The 20,878-nt window shown below is 72.4% G+C and carries 15 protein-coding genes; 4 read left to right on the top strand and 11 right to left on the bottom strand.

Features of this window, described 5'->3' with window-relative positions; all coding sequences use genetic code 11:
- Positions 1 to 3: 3 nt before the first annotated feature.
- On the bottom strand, positions 4 to 948 hold the full coding sequence (locus P0Y31_RS18445; protein WP_275872118.1) for a trypsin-like peptidase domain-containing protein: 945 nt from the start codon (positions 946 to 948) through the stop codon (positions 4 to 6).
- A gap of 128 nt (positions 949 to 1,076) precedes the next feature.
- Between P0Y31_RS18445 and P0Y31_RS18440 the strand changes: the two genes are divergently transcribed.
- Positions 1,077 to 1,238 carry a hypothetical protein gene (locus P0Y31_RS18440; RefSeq protein ID WP_275872116.1) on the top strand — a complete coding sequence of 54 codons (162 nt, stop codon included), beginning with the start codon at positions 1,077 to 1,079 and terminating at the stop codon, positions 1,236 to 1,238.
- Between the two features lie 8 nt (positions 1,239 to 1,246).
- On the opposite strand, the gene arr is transcribed toward P0Y31_RS18440, so the two are convergent.
- Positions 1,247 to 2,200, bottom strand: a complete 954-nt coding sequence (gene arr, locus P0Y31_RS18600; RefSeq protein ID WP_345803652.1) for an NAD(+)--rifampin ADP-ribosyltransferase — start codon at positions 2,198 to 2,200, stop codon at positions 1,247 to 1,249.
- A 205-nt stretch (positions 2,201 to 2,405) separates the two neighbouring features.
- On the opposite strand from arr, the gene P0Y31_RS18430 reads away from it, so the two are divergent.
- The gene (locus P0Y31_RS18430; protein WP_275872114.1) at positions 2,406 to 5,474 is read left to right on the top strand and encodes a hypothetical protein; all 3,069 of its coding nucleotides are present in this window, start codon (positions 2,406 to 2,408) and stop codon (positions 5,472 to 5,474) included.
- A gap of 150 nt (positions 5,475 to 5,624) precedes the next feature.
- Here the strand turns inward: P0Y31_RS18430 and P0Y31_RS18425 are convergent, their stop codons facing one another.
- The 6 genes from P0Y31_RS18425 to P0Y31_RS18400 all read right to left on the bottom strand — a co-directional run bounded on the left by P0Y31_RS18425 (position 5,625) and on the right by P0Y31_RS18400 (position 15,251).
- Complete coding sequence (locus P0Y31_RS18425; RefSeq protein WP_275872112.1) at positions 5,625 to 6,365, bottom strand: alpha/beta hydrolase; 741 nt, start codon at positions 6,363 to 6,365, stop codon at positions 5,625 to 5,627.
- A gap of 52 nt (positions 6,366 to 6,417) precedes the next feature.
- The gene (locus P0Y31_RS18420; protein WP_275872110.1) at positions 6,418 to 7,698 is read right to left on the bottom strand and encodes a lipase family protein; all 1,281 of its coding nucleotides are present in this window, start codon (positions 7,696 to 7,698) and stop codon (positions 6,418 to 6,420) included.
- Positions 7,699 to 7,774: 76 nt separating this feature from the next.
- On the bottom strand, positions 7,775 to 8,836 hold the full coding sequence (locus P0Y31_RS18415) for a S8 family serine peptidase (protein ID WP_275872108.1): 1,062 nt from the start codon (positions 8,834 to 8,836) through the stop codon (positions 7,775 to 7,777).
- 169 nt (positions 8,837 to 9,005) lie between these two features.
- Positions 9,006 to 10,034 (bottom strand): dihydroorotate dehydrogenase-like protein, encoded by a 1,029-nt coding sequence (locus P0Y31_RS18410; RefSeq protein ID WP_275872106.1) that lies wholly within the window; start codon positions 10,032 to 10,034, stop codon positions 9,006 to 9,008.
- Entirely contained in the window at positions 10,034 to 13,603 is a 3,570-nt protein-coding gene (gene nifJ, locus P0Y31_RS18405) for a pyruvate:ferredoxin (flavodoxin) oxidoreductase (RefSeq protein WP_275872104.1), read from the bottom strand. Before nifJ ends, P0Y31_RS18410 begins: the two co-directional genes overlap by 1 nt.
- A 1-nt stretch (position 13,604) precedes the next feature.
- A complete protein-coding gene (locus P0Y31_RS18400) occupies positions 13,605 to 15,251 on the bottom strand; it encodes an NAD(P)-binding protein (RefSeq protein ID WP_275872102.1) in 1,647 nt (548 codons plus the stop codon).
- 153 nt (positions 15,252 to 15,404) lie between these two features.
- Here P0Y31_RS18400 and P0Y31_RS18395 point away from each other — a divergent pair, with 153 nt between their 5' ends.
- Positions 15,405 to 17,276 (top strand): Na+/H+ antiporter, encoded by a 1,872-nt coding sequence (locus P0Y31_RS18395; protein ID WP_275872100.1) that lies wholly within the window; start codon positions 15,405 to 15,407, stop codon positions 17,274 to 17,276.
- A gap of 47 nt (positions 17,277 to 17,323) precedes the next feature.
- Here the strand turns inward: P0Y31_RS18395 and P0Y31_RS18390 are convergent, their stop codons facing one another.
- From P0Y31_RS18390 to P0Y31_RS18380, 3 genes are read right to left on the bottom strand one after another with little or no spacing between them, the layout of a single operon-like run.
- Positions 17,324 to 18,082 carry an SDR family NAD(P)-dependent oxidoreductase gene (locus P0Y31_RS18390; RefSeq protein WP_275872099.1) on the bottom strand — a complete coding sequence of 253 codons (759 nt, stop codon included), beginning with the start codon at positions 18,080 to 18,082 and terminating at the stop codon, positions 17,324 to 17,326.
- Positions 18,083 to 18,125: 43 nt separating this feature from the next.
- Positions 18,126 to 19,133: an acetamidase/formamidase family protein gene (locus P0Y31_RS18385; RefSeq protein ID WP_275872097.1), complete on the bottom strand. Its 1,008-nt coding sequence runs from the start codon at positions 19,131 to 19,133 to the stop codon at positions 18,126 to 18,128.
- A 14-nt stretch (positions 19,134 to 19,147) separates the two neighbouring features.
- Positions 19,148 to 20,392, bottom strand: a complete 1,245-nt coding sequence (locus tag P0Y31_RS18380; RefSeq protein WP_275872095.1) for an alpha-hydroxy acid oxidase — start codon at positions 20,390 to 20,392, stop codon at positions 19,148 to 19,150.
- A 224-nt stretch (positions 20,393 to 20,616) separates the two neighbouring features.
- Between P0Y31_RS18380 and P0Y31_RS18375 the strand changes: the two genes are divergently transcribed.
- Positions 20,617 to 20,859 carry a hypothetical protein gene (locus P0Y31_RS18375; RefSeq protein WP_275872092.1) on the top strand — a complete coding sequence of 81 codons (243 nt, stop codon included), beginning with the start codon at positions 20,617 to 20,619 and terminating at the stop codon, positions 20,857 to 20,859.
- Positions 20,860 to 20,878: the final 19 nt, after the last annotated feature.

Here is a 20,878-nt window from a genome sequence, read left to right as displayed (position 1 = left end):
CCCTCAGTCGGGAAGCTCGCTCGGCAGCACCACCGCATCCACCAGCGCGCCGTTGCGGATCACGGTGACTTCCATCCGCTGGCCGATCGCGTCGGCGAACAGGCGCTTCTGCAGCGACTGGGCATCGCCGAGCGGGGCGCCGTCCATCGCGAGGACCAGATCGCCTGCGAGCAGGCCGCTCTGGGCGGCCGGGCTCCTCTCCACGACCTCGACCACGCGCAACGCGCCGCGCTGCCCGTACCGCTCAGCCTGGGCCGGCGTCAGCCGTGCCGGGGTGCTCACCAGACCGAGGTACGCGCGCCGCACCCGCCCGTCGTGCATCAGCGCATAGATGATCCGGTGGGTCGTGGCATTGATGGGCACCGCCATGCCGAGGCCCACTCCGGCGACGGCCGTGTTGATCCCGACGACGCGCCCGCGGCTGTCGGCCAGCGCGCCGCCGGAGCTGCCGGGGTTGAGGGCAGCGTCGGTCTGGATGACGTCCTCGATCAGGCGCGCCGTCGTTCGGGTTCGCACCGGCATGCTGCGGCCCAGGGCGCTCACCACGCCCGCCGTCACCGTGCCGGAGAGGCCCATCGGGTTGCCGACGGCCACCACGAGCGAGCCGACGAGGAGCGCACCCGCGTCGCCGTACTCCGGCGGGGCCGGCACCTCACGGTCGGCGCGGATGACGGCGATGTCGGACAGCGGGTCACGGCCCACGACGTGGAAGCGGGCGACCGTGCCGTCGGCGAACTCCGCAGTGCCCGCGCTGGCATCGCCGACGACGTGGGCGTTGGTGACCAGGTGCGAATCGCCGGTCAGGACCACGGCCGACCCCGTCGACTCACCGCGGAGTGACCGGGTGCGCAGCGCAGCAACCTTCGGCGTCAGCTGCGCCGCGACGGAGGTGACGACCGCCGAGTAGGCGTCCAGCGCGGCCGACTCAGCCGCCGGGTCAGTGCTCATGGCTGTGAAACGACCGGAGGACGCGGTGGGATTCCGGGGTTCACCGAGGGCGGAACGACGGGAAGACGTCCACCGCGGCAGGGCGGACACTGGCCGTGACAGAGCACCCTGAAAGGGGGGAGAGCCCGATGCTGATCTACTCGATGAGCGTGTCGGTCGACGGCTTCATCGCCGACCGCGAGGGCGGGTCGGTCACCGAGGACATCCCGCTGACCCTGGTCGAGGCCAGGACGTTCGGCTCCCCCGTGGTCTACGAGCGGTACCGGCGCGTCCGCGACGACTCCGGCTGATACCGCCGTCAGTCGTCCATCGCCTCGATCCCGAGCTCAGCCAGCTCGGCCATGCGCTCGCGCAGGTGCTGGACCACCTCCGGCGGAGGCGGCTCCCAACCGGTGACCTCCTCGATGACCCGCAGGGGCTCGGTCGTCCGGTAGGAGCGGGTCGGGTTCCCGGGGAAGCGCTTGTCGGTGACGTTGGGGTCGTCCTCGATCGTGCCGAGGGGCTCGACCCGGAAGACCCGTCCGGGTCCCTCGCCGCGAGCGAGCTCGGCAGCCAGTGGCGCGCCCTCGCGCCTGGCCGTCAGGTAGATGTGCTTGGCCTGACGTCCCGAACCGTAGTTCGAGCGCCAGCCCGGTGTGAGCAGGTCACCCGGACGCAGGTCGGCCCTGGTCCCGTGGAAGAACGGCCCGGGGTCGTCGACCACGCGCGGCGTCGGGGGTGGGTCGCGAAGCAGGCTGTCGAGCCGTTCCATGAGGACCGCGACCCGGGTGCGCCCCTTCGGCGCCCGCGGGTAGCGGCCCAGCACGTCGAGGACGACCGGCACGGCTCGCCTGGCAGCGGCGGTGACCACGTACTCCGCGACCACCGGGTCAGCGCCGCTTGCGAGCTCGGCCGCCCGGGCGGCATGGGCGGCCGACCCCAGGATGTGGCGCACCTGCGTCGCCTTCGCCAGCGGGTGGAGGTATGCCGCCGCGGCAGCATCTCCTGCGGCTACCGCTGCGTGCCGGGCGGCTTCGGTCGCGGCGTCCCCGGCTGCACGGTGGGCGTCGGCCGCGGCAGTCCGTTGGAGGCGCGAACGGGGCGCCCCCTCGGCGAAGACGCGCGCGGCGTGGAGAGCCGCCGCCGGGCGAGGGTCCTCGGGACGATCCTTCTGGAAGAGGACCAGCGCAGGTTCGGCGCACGCCGCGGCATACCCGGCAATCGCCCGCAGCTCGTCCACCGTCAACTCGAAGTCACCCCGGCGTGTCTGCATCTCCTGGAGTTTCGCACAACACTGCTGCGTGCTTTGGGCGAAATCTGCCTTGTGCGCCTGTCCACGCCTTTACAGTTGTGCCCGCGCGGCCAGGGGGGCTGCGGCCGGCCGGCCCGTTGCCGCAGGAAGCACCGGAGACACTTTGACGGCACGGCAGCGCAACCCGCTGAGCTTCCTCGTTGCTGCAGTGATGACCATGGCCGCCATGCTCACTGGGGCAGCCGCTTCCTCGGCTGCCACCGTGGCTCCGGAGGCCCCGTGGGGCCTGCGCACGGTGGTTGGCGTCGACGGAGTGATGCTCAGCTGGACGCGCGGGTCCACGCAGACGGGCGGCACACCGACCTCGTATGTCGTTCATCGGCGGGCGAGTGGACATGACGCCGACTGGGTCGTCAGCACCTCCACGACCTCCAGCTGGGGGAGCTACGTCGACCGCGGCGCCCCCGTCGACCTCGACGTCACCTACACCGTCACTGCCCGCAACACCGCGGGGGACAGCGCCGAGTCGTCGCCCGCCACGGCGCGGGTGCCGGTCTGGGACGGGCCCTACGACCCGGACCGCGTTTCGCTCACGCTGGTCTGGGACGAGGCGGCCGGAGGTGACGAGACCGAGCGCTCCACGGTGGTCGCGAACTCCACGAGCACGCCGGCCCTGACCCAGGCGTGGGACAACGGCGTCTCCTTCTCCGCCGGCTCCTGGCGTCAGGCGCTGGTGCTGCCTCGACACGTGCAGGACGGCACGTACGCCGTCGGTGACGGAGAGGGTCAGCTGCAGCTGCGGGCGATGGCAGGAGACTTCTGCGGCAGCGGGGCCGGAGGGTCGGCACCCGGCGGCACCGCGACGGTCTCCCGGGCTGCGGCGTCCATGGACGGCTTCTACGCGTCGATCAGCGTGGATGCGACCCTCGACTGCGAGAACGGGCACCGGCTGCGCGCCGAGCTGCGCTGGCACACCCCCGATCCGACTCGGGTGCTGACCGCGCCGCGGCTGTCGGTGATGACCGCAGCTCCGGAGCAGTCGACCACCACGGACGTCGACGTGACCAACTCCGGCAGCGAGCCTGTGGTGCTGGGAACCGCCCGGCTCGTGGACGCCGCACTGTCCACGTCCGCGCCACTGACCGTGCTGGGCTCGACCTGTGAGGGCCTGACGCTGGAGCCGGGAGCCGTGTGCACCGTGACCGTCGGCTATGCGGCAGGCCCGGCCGCGTCACCCGAGGGCAACGGCGTCCTCAGCCTCTCGACCGATGTCGGCGAGTGGGAGCTGGGCGCGGTGGTCGGACAGCAGCCACCGGCCCACTCCGGGCCGCAGGCCCTGACGGGGTCCAGCTCGCCCGGGCGGGTGAACCTGTCCTGGACGGCGCCCCGGACGTTGGACTCCCGCCTCATCGCCGGCTGGCGCGTCGAGGACGTGGCCGGCGGCACTCCAGTCGTCCTGCAGACCCGCACCGAGGGCTACCTCACGGCCACCTCGCTGAGCGCGCCGAGCACCGGCACGCACGCACTGAGGCTGGTCCTGCTGACGACCGATGGGCGCGAGGTCGCCTCCGAGCCGATCCCCCTCACCATCGCCTCGCGGTGGCTGCTGGTCACCACCCCCACCGGCGTGCGTGCCCACGACGCAGACGGTGGCGTCACCAACGGTGGCACCCTGGGCACCCGTGCGACGTCGACCGATGGGATCGCCACGTCGCCGACCCGCACCTCGATCGCGGTCAGCGAGGGGCCCTACAGCGGGTACGTGAAGCTCCTCGGTCCCACCGGAACCGTGCTGCGCAGCCTGACGTACGACCCGACCTTCGCCGATGGGGAACCCGACGTCAGCCCGGACGGGTCGAAGGTGGTGTTGCTGCGCCGCGGCTACACCGGAGCGCAGACCAGGCCCTCCTCGCTGATCACGGTCCCCACCGCCGCGGGAGACCCCACGGCGGTGCCGAACTCCGTGGGGCTGTCCGACCCGATCTGGACTCCGGACGGCGCCGCGCTGGTCGCCACGGAGGACTCCGGGGCCGGGGTGGTGCGGGTCGACCCCAGGACAGGCACCCGGACAGCGGTCCCGGGAACGAAGGGCGCTGCCGCGGTCGCCGTGTCCCGCACCGGGCGGCTCGCCTACGCCCTCACCGGCTGGGGCGGCTCGGGAGAGATCCGCATCATGGGTCTCAGCGGGGGCACGTCCACCCTCGTCGGAGTCCACCCCGGTGCCACCGACCTCTCCTGGGACCCCACCGGAGCATGGCTCGCCGTCACCGGGGCGCCCTACGGCGAGACTCCGACCACGCAGCTGTTCGACCTCCGCGGGGCCCGCCCGGCACTGGTGCGGAGCCTGCCCGGGGGCTCCTCGGTGTCGTGGCTGGTCCCGCTCTCCGCCGCGCCGGCCGGCAGTGTGACCGGTGCGGCGTGGACCGCCTCGACCGCCAGTCTGTCCATAGGCGCGACCGACCCCGACGACGCCCCCGGCGGGCTCCGGCGGGAGTGCCGGCTGGACGCAGGCGCATGGTCGTCCTGCACCGCGACGTGGAAGCTCACCGGTCTCACCGCGGGACAACACACGGTCGCAGCGCGCGTCACCGACCCGAGCGGGCAGGTCTCCGCGGTCGCCCAACGGACGTGGTCTGTCGACACCCAGGCACCCACCGTCGCGCTCGGCGCGCTGCCCTCAGCCCTCACCAGCACCACGCTCAAGCTTGGGTGGACGGCCAAGGACAGCGGCGGCTCAGGCCTCAGCTCCATCGAGGTCCGCTACCGCAGCGCACCGGTCAAGGGGAAGTTCGGGGCGCTCAGCTATCCCACCTCGTGGCGTGCCCTGAAGGGCACCAGCCTGACGACCACGCTGACGGCCGGGCGGCACTACTGCTTCAGCGTCCGCGCGCGTGACACGGCAGGCAACACCGGTGCCTGGAGCGGTGAGCGCTGCACCTCCGTGACGCTCGACGACCGGGCCCTCACCGCCTCGGCAGGATGGACCAGAGGTGTGAGCAGCGCGCACGCCTACGGCACCTACTCGCGCGCCGCCGCCAGCGGGCGGTACCTCACCCGCACCTCGGTGCAGGCTCGTCGCCTCGCGATTGTGGCGACCACCTGCCCGACCTGCGGCGCCGTGGACGTCTACCACGCGGGAATCCGGCTCGGCCGCGTCAGCCTGTACTCCGCCACGACCTCCTACCGCCAGATCCGCTGGCTGCCTCTTCAGTCAGTCACCCGCACCGGCACTGTGGTGGTCCGGACGACCTCATCGAAGACGGTGGTCCTCGACGGGATCGTGGTCTGGCACTGAGGCAGCACGGTGGGGGCAAGCCCATCCACGTCGGCTCCCGTGGCTGGACGGGCTACTCGCCGGCCAGCTCGGCCACCATCGGGGCCAGCACCTCGGCGGAGTCGCAACCCCATCCGACGATGCCGCCCCACCCGGTGAGCTCCCAGGCCGTCACGCCTCTGCCCCTGCTGCCTGGGCAATGATGTCGGCCAGCTCGGCCGGCCGGCTCCACATCGGCCAGTGACCGGTCGGCAGGTCGACAAGCTCCAGCCGCCTGTGTTGGAGGACGCCGGCCAGGAACGGCATCCCCTGCTCGGCGTAGGAGCGGTACTCGGCAGCCGGGAACGCGGTGCACACGATGGTGCCCGGCACGTCGAGACGACGCTCGTCGGAGAGCCTCACGGCGTCGCGGAGGGAGGCGGCGGGTTGCGGCACGGCACGCGCACGGAAGGTGGCCAGCTGCTCCTCGCTCAGCCCCGCCATCGATCCCTGCGCGAGCTCCTCGTCGTACTGGGCTGAGAGCGGGTGCTCGCTGCCCCTCACCTCAGGGTCGATGGCATAGCCGTCCACGACCGGGGCAGTGTCGACCCAGACGACGTGGTCGACCTCGTCCACGTGCCGGTCCAGGGCGACGGTTGCGGGGACGGCTGCACCGCTGTGCGCGACCAGCACCGTGCGGGCGCCCTGCGGAGCGAGGGCGAGCGCGGCCTCGATCGCGGCGACGTGGTCCTCCAGACGCACGGAGCCGCGATCGGGATGGTCGGGCTCGAGGCCCGGCAGGGTGAGGGCGAGGGCCGTCACACCGCGCTCGCGCAGGTGGGTGACGACGTCGTCCCAGGCCCAGGCACCGAGCCAGAAGCCGGGGACGAGGACGACGTGGGCGGGTACCTCGGCGTTGGGGGTGCTGCTCATGGCGCCATTGTGCTGCCTGGCGCGAGCCCACCCGGGACAAGCCACACGCCAGTCAGAGCAGTCCGCAGGTCGACGTGGCAGGCACCCCCGCCAGGCGGGCCTCGAGGAACGCGTACTCCTCGGCGAAGTTCGGCACGACCCCACCCACGTGCGTCGGCACGGCGGTCGTCGAGAACCGCACGCTGACCCCGAGCCCGCACCAGCGCCGCGCGAGGTCGAGCCCCACGGCATACGGGATGACGTCGTCGGCCAGGGAGTGGGTGAGCAGCACCGGCACCGCTGGTCGACGCTTCCCGATCACGTTGTCGCCGAGGATCGCACGCCACGGCTCCTCGTCGAAGTAGGCGGCCAGCGGTCGACCGTCGCGGGTGAGCGACGTGGAGCGGACGAACGCGTCGTTCGGCAGCGAGTCGCCCACGCACTCCCCCCCGACCCTCCGCACGCGCTGCAGCCCCTCCTCGTTGAGGAGCGCGTCGAGGTCGACGTCGTATGCCGTGGCGAGGCCGGCGACCGCGTAGAGCGCGAAGGAGGCGTAGGGACCGCCGTCGAGCGACTCCCCCACGCCGGCGAGGTCCGCGGGAACGGCTCCCGCGACGGCGCCGACGAGGGCGAGCTCGCCGGCATACGTGGGCGCCAGCTCGGCGGCCGCTGCCGCCGCACCGCCACCCTGCGAGTAGCCGACCACGGCCGCCGGCCCCTCCGCCGGCACACCGGCGTCCGGCAGCCTGCGGGCCGCCCGCACGATGTCGAGCACGGCGGCGGCCTGCGAGCGCCGGGTCATGTAGGTGTGGACACCCGGGGTGCCGAGGCCCTCATAGTCGGTGACGGCCACGGCATACCCGCGGTTGAGCAGGCCCGAGAGGAACCCACCCTCGTACTCGCTGCCCGCGGAAAGCTGGCGCGAGGGGGCGCAGCGGTCGGCGAGGCCCTGGGTGCCCACGGCGAAGGTGACCAGGGGACGGCTGCCCGGGCCCTGCCATGGCGAGGAGGGCACGAGCACGCTGCCGGTCACCGCGATGGGCTGGCCCGTCCGGTCGGTCGAGGTGTACATCACCCGCGTCGCACGGGCCGGTGCCCTCACCGCGCGCGCCGGGTCGAGGAAGAAGTCCATCGGCTCCGCGCGCAACACGACGCCTGGCTCGGCGGGCACCGTCGCCGGGGGCTCGTAGAACGCGGGCCGGTCGTCGCTCGTCGCGGGTGGGCCATCGTCGGTCACGCCGACAGCCAGCGGGGCGGCGGTCGCAGGGCCAGCCGCTGCAGGGCCGAGGGTGCCGACCACCGCTGCTGCGGCGAGCAGCGCCGGCAGCAGGACGCGTGGGACCTGACGGGTCATGACGGGACCCCCCTCGACGGGGACGAGTACCTGCTGCGGGACGCCCCCTGCTGGACGTCCCGCAGCAGGCTGCTGATCAGCTGCCGACCGCTGCCTGCGCGTCGACGACGCCGTAGCCGTAGGCAGGCGTCCAGGTGCCTCGGCTGCCGGTGCCCGGCGTGACCGCGGTGCCGAGCAGGGCTTCCTCGACCTGGTCGACCGTGCGGCCCTGGGCGTAGAGCAGCGCGGCGACACCGGCGACGTGCGGGGTGGCCATCGAGGTGCCGGCGTAGGCGTCGTAGTCGGCCTGGCCGCACGCCGAGGAGCCGGTGCCCTTCGGGACGGTCGACCAGATGTCGTCGTCGCAGCTGGTCAGGCCGGCGCCGCCGGGTGCCGAGACGGACTTGAAGTCGGTCTTGTTCGGCAGCTCGGAGTACCACGAGTGCAGGCCGTTGCGGTCGGTGGCGCCCACGCAGATGCCCTCACTGGTGAAGGCCGGGTCGTTGCACAGGGCGGTCGAGCTGTTGCCCGCTGCAGCGACGGTGAGCACACCCTTGGAGCGGGCGTAGGCGATGGCCTCCTGCATGGCGGAGTCGAGCCCGGTGATCGCGAACGCCTGGCCGCCGGGGATCGAGCCGAGCGAGAGGTTGATGACGTCGGCGCCGTGGTCGGCGGCCCAGCGGATGCCGTCGCCGATGTCCTCGCCGGAGCCCGAGCCGTCCTCGAGCACCTTGACCGGGAGGATCTTGGTCGAGGGCGCCACGCCGACCACGCCGACACCGTTGCCACGCACGGCCGCGATGGTGCCGGCGACGTGGGTGCCGTGCTCGTCGGCGTTGTTCTGGCCGTCGGGGCCGCGGAAGTCACCGTTGCCGCAGGGGCGCTGGCCCTTGTCGCAGCCGGTGAAGGTGGCGCCCTGGAGGATCTGGCCCTGCAGGTCGGGCTGGGAGAAGTCGATGCCGGTGTCGACCACGGCCACCACGGTGCCGGTGCCCGTGCTGCTGGCCCAGGCCTGCTCGGCCTTCACCTGCTGCAGGCCCCAGAGCTTCCCGTAGAGCGGGTCGTTGGTGGCCGCCAGGGCGGTGGGTGCCGTGGACAGGACGCCGGCCAGGGCGAGCGCCCCTGCGGCGGCGGCACCGGTGAGTGCACGAGGTCGCATGGTTGAGCCTTTCGGGGGTCGTCGGTCATGCGCAGGTGAGGTCCACCCGCGCACTGCCCAACGAGGCTCCCGGCCCCAGGACACGGCATACCGGACATTTTGACCATCCCTTGACCTCCCGGGGCGCCCGCGCCGGGTGTCAGGGGCGCGCGAGGCCAGGCGCGCGGGATCAGGCGGGCGCGACCAACCGCAGGTCGCCGTACGTGCTCCGGGCCCGTTCCAGCGCGCTGACGTAGCCCGCCCGCTCATAGGCCGTGGGATCCACCCCCGCCGGCACGGCGAGCAGTCCGCGCACCTCCTCCAGCGTGGTGAAGCCCTTGCGCGACATCCACTGCGTGAGCCCGTCGAGCAGGGCCCTGACGTGCTCGACGCCGTGGCGCATCAGGGCGGAGGCGGTCATGACGGCGTCGGCGCCGGACAGCAGGTACTTCACGACGTCGTCCCACTGGTCCACCCCCGTGGTCGCGGCGAGGGAGCCGGCGACGTGGCGGCGCAGGATCGCGATCCAGGTGCGCGCCAGCCGGGCGTCGTCGGGCCGCGACAACCCCGCGAACGGCTGGACGGCCAGGGTCTCCACGTCGATGTCGGGCTGCTGGAAGCGGTTGAACAGCACCAGGCCGTCGGCACCGGCCTGGTCGAGCCGCAGCGCCACCTCTCCGGGCGAGCTGAAGTGGGGGCTCAGCTTCACGGCGACCGGGATGGACACGACGGACCGCACCCGGCGCAGGATCGCGAGGTGTGTCTCCTCGACCTCTCGCCCGGTGATGTGCGGGTCGCCGGGCACGAAGTAGACGTTGATCTCGATGGCGGCCGCGCCGGCGTCCTGCAGCGACCTGGCGAAGTCCTCCCACCCCCCGGGCGTGCTGCCGTTGAGGCTGGCGATCACCGGCACGTCCACGACGCCCGCGGACCGCTCGACGAGGTCGAGGTAGCGCTGCGGACGGCCCGGCAGGCCGCTGTAGCCGGTCGGGAAGAACGTCAGTGCCTCGCTGAACGCGTCAGCGCGTCCCTCGACGAGCTCCTCGTCGCGCTCCTGCTCCTTGCGCAGCTGCTCCTCGAACAGGGACGGCAGCACGACGGCGCCGATGCCTGCAGCAGCGAGCTTGCGAACGCCGTTGACACTGCGCGTCATCGGCGACGCCGACGCAACGATGGGGTTGGCGAGGGGCAGGCCCAGGTAGGTGGTCGAGAGGTCCATCACGAGCTCCTTCGCGCGTCGGCGGTGAACTGGCTGGCGCTGCGCGTCGCCATCTCCTCGTAGGTGGCCCAGCGCTGGTCGACCGCCTCCTGCGCCAGGGCGAGCAGCCGCTCCGCCTCCACCGGGTCGGCGTTGCGCAGCATGCGGTAGCGCAGCTCTCGGTAGATGTAGTCCTCCAGCGGGATCCGCGGCCGCGGCGAGTCGAGCATGAACGGGTTGCGACCGCCCGCGCGGGCCACGGGGTCGTAGCGCACCAGCGGCCAGTGGCCGCTCGCGACGGCCCGGTACTGCTGGTCGAGGCCGTCCTTCATCTCGATGCCGTGGGCGATGCAGTGGCTGTAGGCGATGATCAGCGACGGCCCGTCGAAGGCCTCGGCCTCCCGGAAGGCGGTGAGGGTCTGCTGCGCGTCGGCGCCCATGGCGACACGGGCGACGTAGACGTTGCCGTAGGCGATCGCCTGGAGGGCGAGGTCCTTCTTCGCCATCGTCTTCCCCGCAGCGGCGAACTTGGCGACGGCGCCGAGCGGCGTCGCCTTGGACGACTGGCCGCCGGTGTTGGAGTAGACCTCGGTGTCGAGGACGAGGACGTTCACGTCGCGCCCGCTGGCCAGCACGTGGTCGAGCCCCCCGGAGCCGATGTCGTAGGCCCACCCGTCGCCCCCCACGATCCACACGCTGCGGCGCAGCAGGTGGTCGGAGACGCTGCGCAGGTCCTCGACGGCCGGCCCCTCCAGCGAGCTCAGCCGACGGTTCAGCTCGGCGACCCGCTCGCGCTGCCCGGCCAGCTCGAACTCTCGCACCTGGGGCGCGTCGAGGATCGCGTCGGCCAGCTCGCTCCCGACCTCCCCCCGCAGCTCGGTGAGCCGCTCGCGCGCCAGCCTCGTGTGCAGGTCGGCGGCCAGGCGCAGGCCGAGGCCGAACTCGGCGTTGTCCTCGAAGAGCGAGTTCGACCAGGCCGGGCCGCGCCCCTCGGCGTTCTTCGTCCACGGCGTCGTCGGCAGGTTGCCGCCGTAGATGGAGGAGCACCCGGTGGCGTTCGCGACGGTGAGCCGCTCGCCGAACAGCTGGGTCAGCAGCTTCAGGTACGGCGTCTCCCCGCAGCCCGCGCACGCGCCGGAGAACTCGAAGAGCGGTTGGAGGAACTGGGTGCCACGCACCGTGCCGAAGTCGACGCGCGAGCGGTCGGCCGTGGGCAGCGTCTCGAAGAACGCGATGTTGGGCTGCTCGCGCTCGACCTGCTCGTCCGCCGGCGCGAGGTTGATGGCCTTGCGGCTGGCGTCGGTCACGGGGCTCACCGGGCAGGCCTCGACGCACAGCCCGCAGCCGGTGCAGTCCTCGACGTAGACCTGCAGCGCGTAACGGGTCGTCGGCAGGCCGACCGCGTCGAGCGGCATGCTCCTGAAACCCGTTGGGGCGTCGGCGAGCTCGCCCTCGTCGAAGTACTTCGAGCGGATCACGCTGTGCGGGCACACGAAGCTGCACGTGCCGCACTGGATGCAGGTGGACGGGTCCCACTCGGCGACGAGGTCCGAAATGCGGCGCTTCTCGTATGCCGTGGTGCCGCTGGGGAAGGTGCCGTCCACCGGGAGCGCGCTCACCGGCAGCTCGTCACCGCGCCCGGCCATCATGGCCGCCGTCACCTCGCGCACGAAGGCCGGGGCGGTCGGGGGCACCGGGGGCAAGGGCTCACGGACCGAGGTCGTCGCGGCGGGCACCGTCACCTCGTTCAGGGCGGCCACAGCCGCGTCCACCGCCTCCTCGTTGCGCCGGACGACCTCGCTCCCCCGCTTCCAGTACGTCCTGCGGATGGCGCCCTTGACCTGCTCGATGGCGCGCTCGCGGGGCAGCACGCCGGAGATCGCGAAGAAGCAGGTCTGGAGCACCGTGTTGGTCCGCCCCGGCAGGCCGCAGTCGCGGGCCACCTTGTCGGCGTCGATGGCGAACAGCCGCAGTCCCTTGGCGATCACCTGCTGCTGCACCGTGCGCGGAAGGGCGTCCCACACCCGCTCGGGCGGCTGGGGGGCGTTCAGGAGCAGGGTCGCGCCGTCGGCGGCCCGAGCCAGCACGTCGACCTTCTCGAGCAGGCCGAGGTGGTGGCAGCCGACGAAGCCTGCCCGGTGCACGAGGTAGGGCGCGCGCACGGGGTGGGGGCCGAACCGCAGGTGCGAGACGGTCTGGCCGCCGGACTTCTTCGAGTCGTAGACGAAGTAGCCCTGCGCGTAGATCGCCGGGTCCGCGCCGAGGATCTTGATGGTGTTCTTGTTGGCCCCGACCGTGCCGTCGGAGCCGAGGCCGAAGAAGACCGCCCGCACCGTCGCCGGGTCCTCGATGTCGAGGTCGGGGTCGTAGGTGAGGCTGCTGCCGCTGACGTCGTCGACGATGCCGACCGTGAACCGCGCGCGGGGGTCCGGCCGGCCCAGCTCCTCGAACACCCCGGCCACCATGCCCGGGGTGAACTCCTTGGACGACAGGCCGTAGCGTCCGCCGACCACCAGGGGCAGGCGTCCCCCGTCGCCGCGCTGGCTCGCCTCGGTGAGTGCGGCCACGACGTCGAGGAAGAGCGGCTCGCCCCCGGCGCCCGGCTCCTTGGTGCGGTCGAGGACGGCCACCCGCGACACGGTCGGCGGCAGTGCTGCGACGAGCTCAGCGGCCGGGAAGGGCCGGTAGAGGCGGACTTGGACGACGCCGACCCGCTCCCCTGACTCGACGAGGTGGGCCACCGTCTCGCGGGCGGTCTGGGCGCCGGAGCCCATGGCCACGACCACGCGCTCGGCCTCGGGGTGCCCGGCATACTCCACCAGCCGGTAGGCCCGGCCGCAGTGCTCGGCGAGCTCGTCCATGGCGGCCTGCACGATGGCGGGGGTGCGCGCGTAGTAGGGGTTCACCGTCTCGCGGGCCTGGAAGTAGACGTCGGGGTTCTGGGCCGTGCCGCGGATGAACGGCCGCTCGGGGGTCAGTGCCCTCGACCGGTGCCGGCGCACGAGGTCCTCCGGCACCAGGGCACGCAGCACGTCGTCACCGAGCAGCTCGATGGTGTTGAGCTCGTGCGAGGTGCGGAAGCCGTCGAAGAAGTGCACGAAGGGCACCCGCGAGCGCAGCGTCGCGGCCTGGGCCACCAGCGCGAGGTCGTGCGCCTCCTGCACCGAGGCCGACGACAGCAGGGCGAAGCCGGTCTGCCTCACGGCCATGACGTCGGAGTGGTCACCGAAGATCGAAAGTCCTTGCGCGGCAAGAGATCTCGCAGCGACATGGAAGACGGTGGAGGTGAGCTCACCCGCGATCTTGTACATGTTGGGGACCATGAGCAGCAGACCCTGCGACGCGGTGAACGTGGTGCTCAACGCTCCACCCTGCAGGGCGCCGTGCAGGGCCCCCGCCGCCCCGCCCTCGCTCTGCATCTCCATGACCATGGGCACCGAGCCCCAGACGTTGGGGCGGTCGCGGGAGGCCCACTCGTCGGCGAGCTCGGCCATCGGGGAAGACGGGGTGATCGGGTAGATCGCGCACAGCTCGTTCAACCGGTAGGCCACGCTCACGGTGGCCTCGTTGCCGTCGACCGTCACGCGCATGTCAGCTCCCCTCCGCGCTGCCCTCGGCCACCATCTCGATCGCGTGGACCGGGCACTGGCGGTAACAGGTGCCACACCCCGTGCACGCGGTGTAGTCGAACCGGTAGCGGTGTCCCTTGCCGAGCTTGATGACCGCGTCCTCGGGGCACGCACCGAGGCAGCCGTCGCACTCGAAGCAGTTGCCACAGGACAGGCAGCGGCCGGCCTCGAAGGCGACCTCGTCGGGCGAGAGTCCCTCGGTCACCTCCACGAAGGCGTGGACCCGCTCCTGCGGGTCGAGCTCATGCTGCTCCCGGCGGGTGTGGTCGCCGAAGTACCAGAGGTTGAGGGCGCCGAAGTCCGCCAACGGGTGCTTGGCCGCCGGGGTGAGCTCCTGCCCCCGCAGCCACGCGTCGATGCTGCGAGCCGCCCTCTTCCCGTGGCCGACCCCGACGGTCACCGTGCGCTCGCTCGGCACGGCGTCGCCACCGGCGAACACCCCTGCGGCACCCGTCATCAGCGTGACGGGGTCCACCCTCACGGTGTCGCCGTCGAACTCCACGTCCGGGAGCTCGTGCAGGAAGCCGGTGTCGCTCTCCTGGCCCAGCGCGAGGATCACCGTGTCGGCCGCGAGCCTCTCGAACCGGCCGGTGCCGTGCGGACGCCCGCGCTCGTCGAGCTCCTGCACCTCGACGGTCAGCGCGTGCTCGTTCATCGAGCTGATCGTGCGCAGCCAGTTGATCCGGATGCCCTCCGCCTCGGCGTCGCAGGCCTCCTCCTCGTGGGCCGGCATCTGCGCGCGCGTCCGCCGGTAGACGACCACCGTGTCCTCGGCCCCCAGCCGGCGCGCGACCCGGGCTGCGTCCATCGCCGTGTTGCCGCCGCCGTAGACCGCGACGCGTCCGGTCATCGGCCCCTGCTCGCCCGACTCGACCCCCCGGAGGAACGCGACCGCGTCGATGACCCGCCCGGCGTCCTCGTTGGGGATGTCGACCCGCTTGGACAGGTGGGCACCCACCGCCACGAAGACCGCGTCGAAGCCGCCGTCGCGCACCTCCTCGGCCAGGCTCGAGACCCGGTGCTCCTGCTCGAAGAGGACCCCCAGGGCGGCGATGCGGGCGATCTCGGCGTCGAGGACGTCCCGCGGCAGCCGGTAGGCGGGGATGCCGTACCGCATCATGCCGCCGGGGGCCGCACCGCTGTCACGCACGACGACCTCGTGCCCGAGCCGGGCGAGGTGGTAGGCCGCCGACAGCCCGCTCGGCCCGGCGCCGACCACGAGCACCCGCCGACCCGACCTCTGCTGCGGCCGCTCGAGCTGCCAGCCGCGTTCGATGGCGAGGTCGCCGAGGAAGCGCTCGACCCCGTGGATCGAGATCGCGTCGTCGAGCTCGGCCCGGTTGCAGACGCGCTCGCACGGGTGGTAGCAGACCCGGCCGTGGACCGCGGGGAACGGGTTGTCACGGGTGAGCAGCCGCCAGGCGCCCTCGTGGTCTCCTTCGCGGACACGGGCGAGCCAGCCCTGGATGTCCTCGCCGGCGGGACAGCCGGCATTGCACGGCGGAAGGAGGTCCACGTAGACGGGTCGGCGCTGACGGACGGGGCCTGCCCGCAGCCTCCCGAGGCCGAGCGGCGCCAGCGGGGTCAGGTCGCGGTCGCCCGTCGTCACAGATGCCTCCCTGCCGTGGCGGCCGGCTCGGCGACGCCACCCGTGTGAAGTCCCCCCGATCGTCGCCCGTGCCGCGCTCCCACCTCTAGGGTCCTTCGTCACCAGCGGCCGGGACCGGCCCCCCGCAGCGCGGGGTTTGCGACAATGTCGGCCGTGGACCTCGCCTTCACGCTGCTCGCGGTGGTGGCCACCGTGACGGCCGTGGCGGGGCTCTCCCGCCGGGTGGGTGTCTCCGCTCCCCTGGTCCTGATCGTCACCGGCGTCGTCGGGTCCTACCTGCCCTTCCTCCCCGAACCCCGGCTCAGCTCCGAGGTGGTGCTGGTCGGCCTGCTGCCGCCCCTGCTGTATGCCGCGGCCATCCGCACGTCGTTGGTGGACTTCCGTGACAACAAGGGGGTCATCGGGTCGCTCTCGGTGGGGCTGGTGCTCTTCACGGCCCTCGGGGTCGGCGTCGTCGTCTGGTGGCTGCTGCCGGTGCCGTTCGCTGTGGCCTTCGCCCTGGGCGCCGTCGTCGCCCCACCCGACGCCGTGGCGGCGACCGCGGTGGCGCGCCGGATCGGGCTGCCCCGGCGACTGGTCACCATCCTCGAGGGCGAGTCACTGGTCAACGACGCCACCGCCCTGGTCGCGCTGCGCACTGCCATCGCCGCGTTCACGGCGACCGCGGCCGTCAGCCTCGGCTCCGTGACCCTCGACTTCGCGTGGGCGGTGGCCGGAGGCGTCGCCCTCGGGCTCGCAGCCGCGGTCGTGGTGGGCGCGGTGCGACGTCTCGTCGACGACCCCGTCATCGACACCTCGCTGTCGTTCATGACTCCGTTCCTCGCCTACCTGCCCGCCGAGGCGCTGCACGCGTCCGGGGTGCTCGCCGTGGTGGTGGCCGGACTGCTGCTCAGCCACCGCTCGCCCATCCTGCAGAGCGCGGCCTCCCGCACCAGCGAGCGCATCAACTGGGCGACGATCCAGTTCCTGCTCGAGAACGCCGTCTTCCTCATGATCGGCCTGCAGATGCGCCGCGTCGTCTCGGGCGTCGCTGCCTCAGACCTCGGCCTCGGCCTCATCGTCGGCACCAGCGTGGCGGTCCTGCTGACCGTGATGTTGCTTCGGCCGGTCTGGGTCTTCCCGCTGTTCTGGGTGGCCCCCCGGCTCGGCGCCAGCACCGGCGACCCGGCGCCGTGGTCGCACACGGCCGTGCTGTCGTGGGCCGCCATGCGCGGGGTGGTCACGCTCGCTGCGGCGCTGGTCCTGCCCCCGCAGACGCCGCACCGCGACGTGCTCGTCTTCATCGCGATGGTCGTCACGGTCGGCACCCTGCTCGTGCAGGGCACCACGCTGCCGTGGCTGGCCAGGCGCCTCGGCGTGCGCGGGCCCGACCGCCGTGAGGACGCCCTCGCCGAGGCCACCCTGCTCCAGCAGGCGGTGGCCGCGGGGCTGCGGGCACTCGACGCCGTCCCCGAGATCGACCGTGACACGGCTGCCCGGCTGCGCCAGCGCGCGGAGGACCGCACGACGGCCGCCTGGGAGCGCCTCGGGCGCGCTCGCCCGGACGAGCAGGAAACGCCGAGCGAGGCCTACCGGCGGGCCCGTCTCCTGACCCTGGCGGCAGAGCGGGCCGAGCTGCTGCGCCTGCGGGACGCCGGCGAGGCCGACCACCAGGTGCTCAGCACGGTCATGGCCCAGCTCGACATCGAGGAGTCGGTGCTCGAGCGGCTCGAGGACCGGGCCGAGGCCGTCCGCGACATCCCCCTCCACGCGCCGGAGTCGCTGGCGGCCGCGTGCCGGCACCTCGAGCGCTACCGCCGTCCGGTCCAGCCGCTCACCCCACAGGGCTGCCCGGACTGCGAGCGCGAGGGCCTGGTGCCGGTGCACCTGCGCCTCTGCCTCGCCTGCGGCAACGTCGGATGCTGCGACTCCTCGGTGGGCCGGCACGCCGAGCGGCACTTCAAGGAGACCGGCCACCCCGTGATCCGCAGCTTCGAGCCGGGCGAGCACTGGCGCTGGTGCTACGTCGACGAGGTCCTGGGCTGATCGGAACGTGTCGGGGAGCAGCGGTCGGGCTGCCCCAGGGGCGAGCACTACAGCTGGATGCCCCGCGTCAGCGCCCCATCCACCACGAGGTTCGTGCCACTGATCCGGGACGCCCGTGGGCTGGCCAGGAACACCACGGGTGCCGCGATCTCCTCCGGAGCGCCCATGTGCCCGGTCGGGTTGAGCCCGACCGCCATCTGGAACAGCTCAGGGTTGCTGGCCTCGATGGTGGCCCAGACCCCACCCTCGAAGTACGTGTTCCCGGGCGAGACCGTGTTGGCACGGATCCCCCTCGCGGCCAGCTGCATCGCAAGTCCGTGGATGTAGCCGACGATCGCGGTCTTGGCCGTCCCGTAGGGCCCGGAGGCGAAGTCCGACTCGCGGCCGGACACGCTGGAGATGGCGATGATCGAGGCTGCGTCACTGCGTTCGAGATACGGCACGGATGCACGAACGAGCCGGACGGTGTGCATGAGATCGACGTTCAGGCTGAGCTGCCAGTTCTCCTCGGTGTCGGGGATCGCGATGGCACTGACGTTGGCGACCACCACGTCGAGCCCTCCGAACGCCTCAGCCGACTGCTCCACCCACGCCGTGAGCGCCTCACCGTCACCGACGTCGACCACTGTGCCGGAGACGCTCCCCCGGCCCCGCAGGGCGTCCTCCGTCGAGGTGACCTCCCCGGCGTCTCGCGCGCAGAACCCGACGACAGCACCCTCGTCGAGGAAGGCCTCGACGATCGCCCGACCGATGCCACGCGTCCCACCGGTGACGAGGACGCATTTGCCGCTGAGCTGCAGGTCCATGGGCTGGCCTTTCGTCGGGGGCGACCCGCCGTCGCCGGGTGGTTCAGGGAGTGCCGAGCGAGCGAGCCCGGGCGCGCAGTTCGGCGTGGATGCCGCCGAACGCGTCCGCGGCCGGAAGCAGCGCCTTGGCTGCCTTGACCACGACGCTGTAGTTGGCGTCGACGACGTTGGCGACCGGCACCTGCGCGATCTGCGAACAGAGCTGGTAGGAGTCCATCGGGTGCAGGCCGTACAGGCTGCTGACCCAGCGCACGAGCTCGGCGTTCGCGATCCGCCAGGAGTCCTCCATCGGCCGACTGGAGCCGACCGCCATCCAGTGCGTGTCGTCCTCGATCCTCGGCCACCCGGGTGCACCACCCTTGATGAGCTCGACAACCAAGGTGCTGGTCATCGCGCCCTCGACGGCCGTGCCGCAGGCCTCACCCTCTCCCTGCCGGTAGTGGCCGTCGCCGACGGAGAACATCGCGCCCTCGACGTTGACACCCAGGAACACTGTCGAGCCGGCCTTCATCTGCGGGGTGTCCATGTTGCCGCCGAAGCGGTCCGGCACCAGGGAGGAGCGCACCTCGCCACCGGCGGGGGCCACACCCACGGTTCCGAGCATCGGCTCCACCGGCAGCTCGATGCGGTGGTCGCTGTGCCGCGCCGCGAAGGCGACAGTGTTTCGGTCCCGGTCGAGCTCGTAGATCCAGGTGGTGTCCGGCAAGGGTTCCTGCAGAGTGACGACGCGGTCGGTGCTCGTCATACCTCCGAAGAACGGTATGGCGGCCGAGGCGCCCCAGTCTCGAGCCGGCTCCAAGGCGACGAGGTGGAGCACGAGGGTGTCGCCGGGCTCGGCACCCTCGACGTAGAACGGTCCGGTCTGCGGGTTGACGAACCGCAGGTCCACCCTGGCGCTGGACAGATCGTCCACGCTGCGCAGCGCACCGCCGAAGGCGTCGTCGGACCAGAGCCGCAGAGCCGTTCCCGGGACGACCCGCATCACCGGGGCGACGCCTCCGAAGGTGTAGGCGTACTCCTCACGGGTGGGCGTGTACTCCGTCACCTTCATTGTCGGAACGTACCTCAGGCCCCGCGGAGCCGTACATGGTCGCGTCTGAGGTCGGATACCCGGGTCACACCCAGCAGCGCAAGGGTGCGGGCCACGTCGTCCTGCAGGATGTCGGCAGCTCGCTGCACCCCCTGCTCTCCACCGGCCATGAGCCCGTAGAGGTAGGCCCGGCCCACGAAGGCCGCGCGAGCGCCGCATGCGACGGCGGCGACGACGTCGGCGCCGGACAGGATTCCCCCGTCGACGTAGACCTCGGCTCGGTCCCCGACTGCGTCCACCACCTCTGGCAGCACCTCCAAGGGTGTGGGTGCGCGGTCGAGCTGGCGTCCCCCGTGGTTGGAGACGATCACTGCGTCGGCGCCGGCCGCGACGACCGCGCGGGCGTCGGCGACCGTCTGGATGCCCTTGACGACGAGCGGCCCGTCCCAGGCGGACCGCAGCCATGACAGGTCGGCCATGGCCAGGGCGGGGTCGAACATCCGCCCCACGAGGTCGGCCACCGTTCCCTCGAACCGGTTGAGCGAGGCGAACTCGAGGGGGTCGGTGGTCATGAGGTCGAACCACCACCGCGGGTGTAGCGCGCCCTCCGCGAGGGTCCGCACCGACAGCGACGGCGGGAGGGTCAGGCCGTTGCGGACGTCGCGCAGCCGCGGCCCGGCCACCGGTGTGTCCACCGTGAGGATGAGGGCCTCGAAGCCCGACTCCCGGGCCCGCGCGACGAAGTCACGAGCCGGCGCACGGTCGCGCCACAGATACAGCTGGAACCATCGGCGCCCCTCCGGGGCGGCGGCCGCGAGCCGTTCGATGGAGGTCGTGCCCAGGGTCGAGAGCGCATAGGGGATGCCGGCGCGGGCCGCCACGCGCGCGACGGCCGGCTCCCCCTCGGTGTGCATCATCCGGGTGAACCCGGTGGGGGCGAACGCCAGGGGCGAGGCAGCCGGGCGCCCGAGGATCGTCGTGGACGTGTCCACGGCCGACACGTCCTGGAGCACGTGCGGTTGGAACTCCACCCGGGCATACGCCTGTCGGGAACGGCGCAGGCTGATCTCCTCGCCGGCAGCACCGTCGGTGTAGTCGAACACGGCTCGTGGCGCGCGGCGCCGGGCCAGCAGTCGCAGGTCGAGGATCGACGCTGCGCTGGCCAGCCGCCGCTCGGTGCGGTCGAGGGACACGGCGCGCGGCCGGAGCAGCGGTGCCAGCTCGGACCAGCGCGGCCAGTGTCGGGCGCTCATCCCCGAGTTGTACACGACGTCTCGCATGACCGGAACCACCCGGGCTTTGGGAAGGGCTGATCGCACCGCCAACGGCGACCCGGCGTGCCGACCCCCAGCGCCTGGCTCACCTGGCCTGGTCTCGGCACCGACGCGCCGGCGTACACGTGCGCAGAGGGGACTGAAGACCCGTGTGCCCGCCCCGCCCCGGTGACAGCCTGAGACCAGGTCTTCCCTCTGTGGGAAGGGCGATGGTCGGGAGGTGGCCAGCCATGAGTGACGTCAACAGCGAACGAGCCCGGCACGAGGCCCGCGAGTCCGTGGGCAACCGGCCGCCGCGCGAGGGCGAGAACCGGGTCGAGGCCGCCATGCGGCGCTACCTCGGCGCCGAGATGTTCGACGAGCTCCACCGCCCGGAGAAGGAGGCGGAGAAGAAGCCGCAGAAGAAGGCCGCGAAGCCGGCACCCGCGGCGGCCCCGGAGGAGCCCGAGGAGGGCACCGGCGAGAAGGCCTGACCCGGCAGCGTCGATAGGC

This window comes from Knoellia sp. 3-2P3, assembly GCF_029223115.1.
In the GTDB taxonomy this organism is placed as follows: Bacteria; Actinomycetota; Actinomycetes; order Actinomycetales; family Dermatophilaceae; genus Pedococcus_A.
The sequence above is the reverse complement of the archived record's forward strand: the minus strand, read 5'-3'. Positions and strand labels throughout refer to the sequence as shown.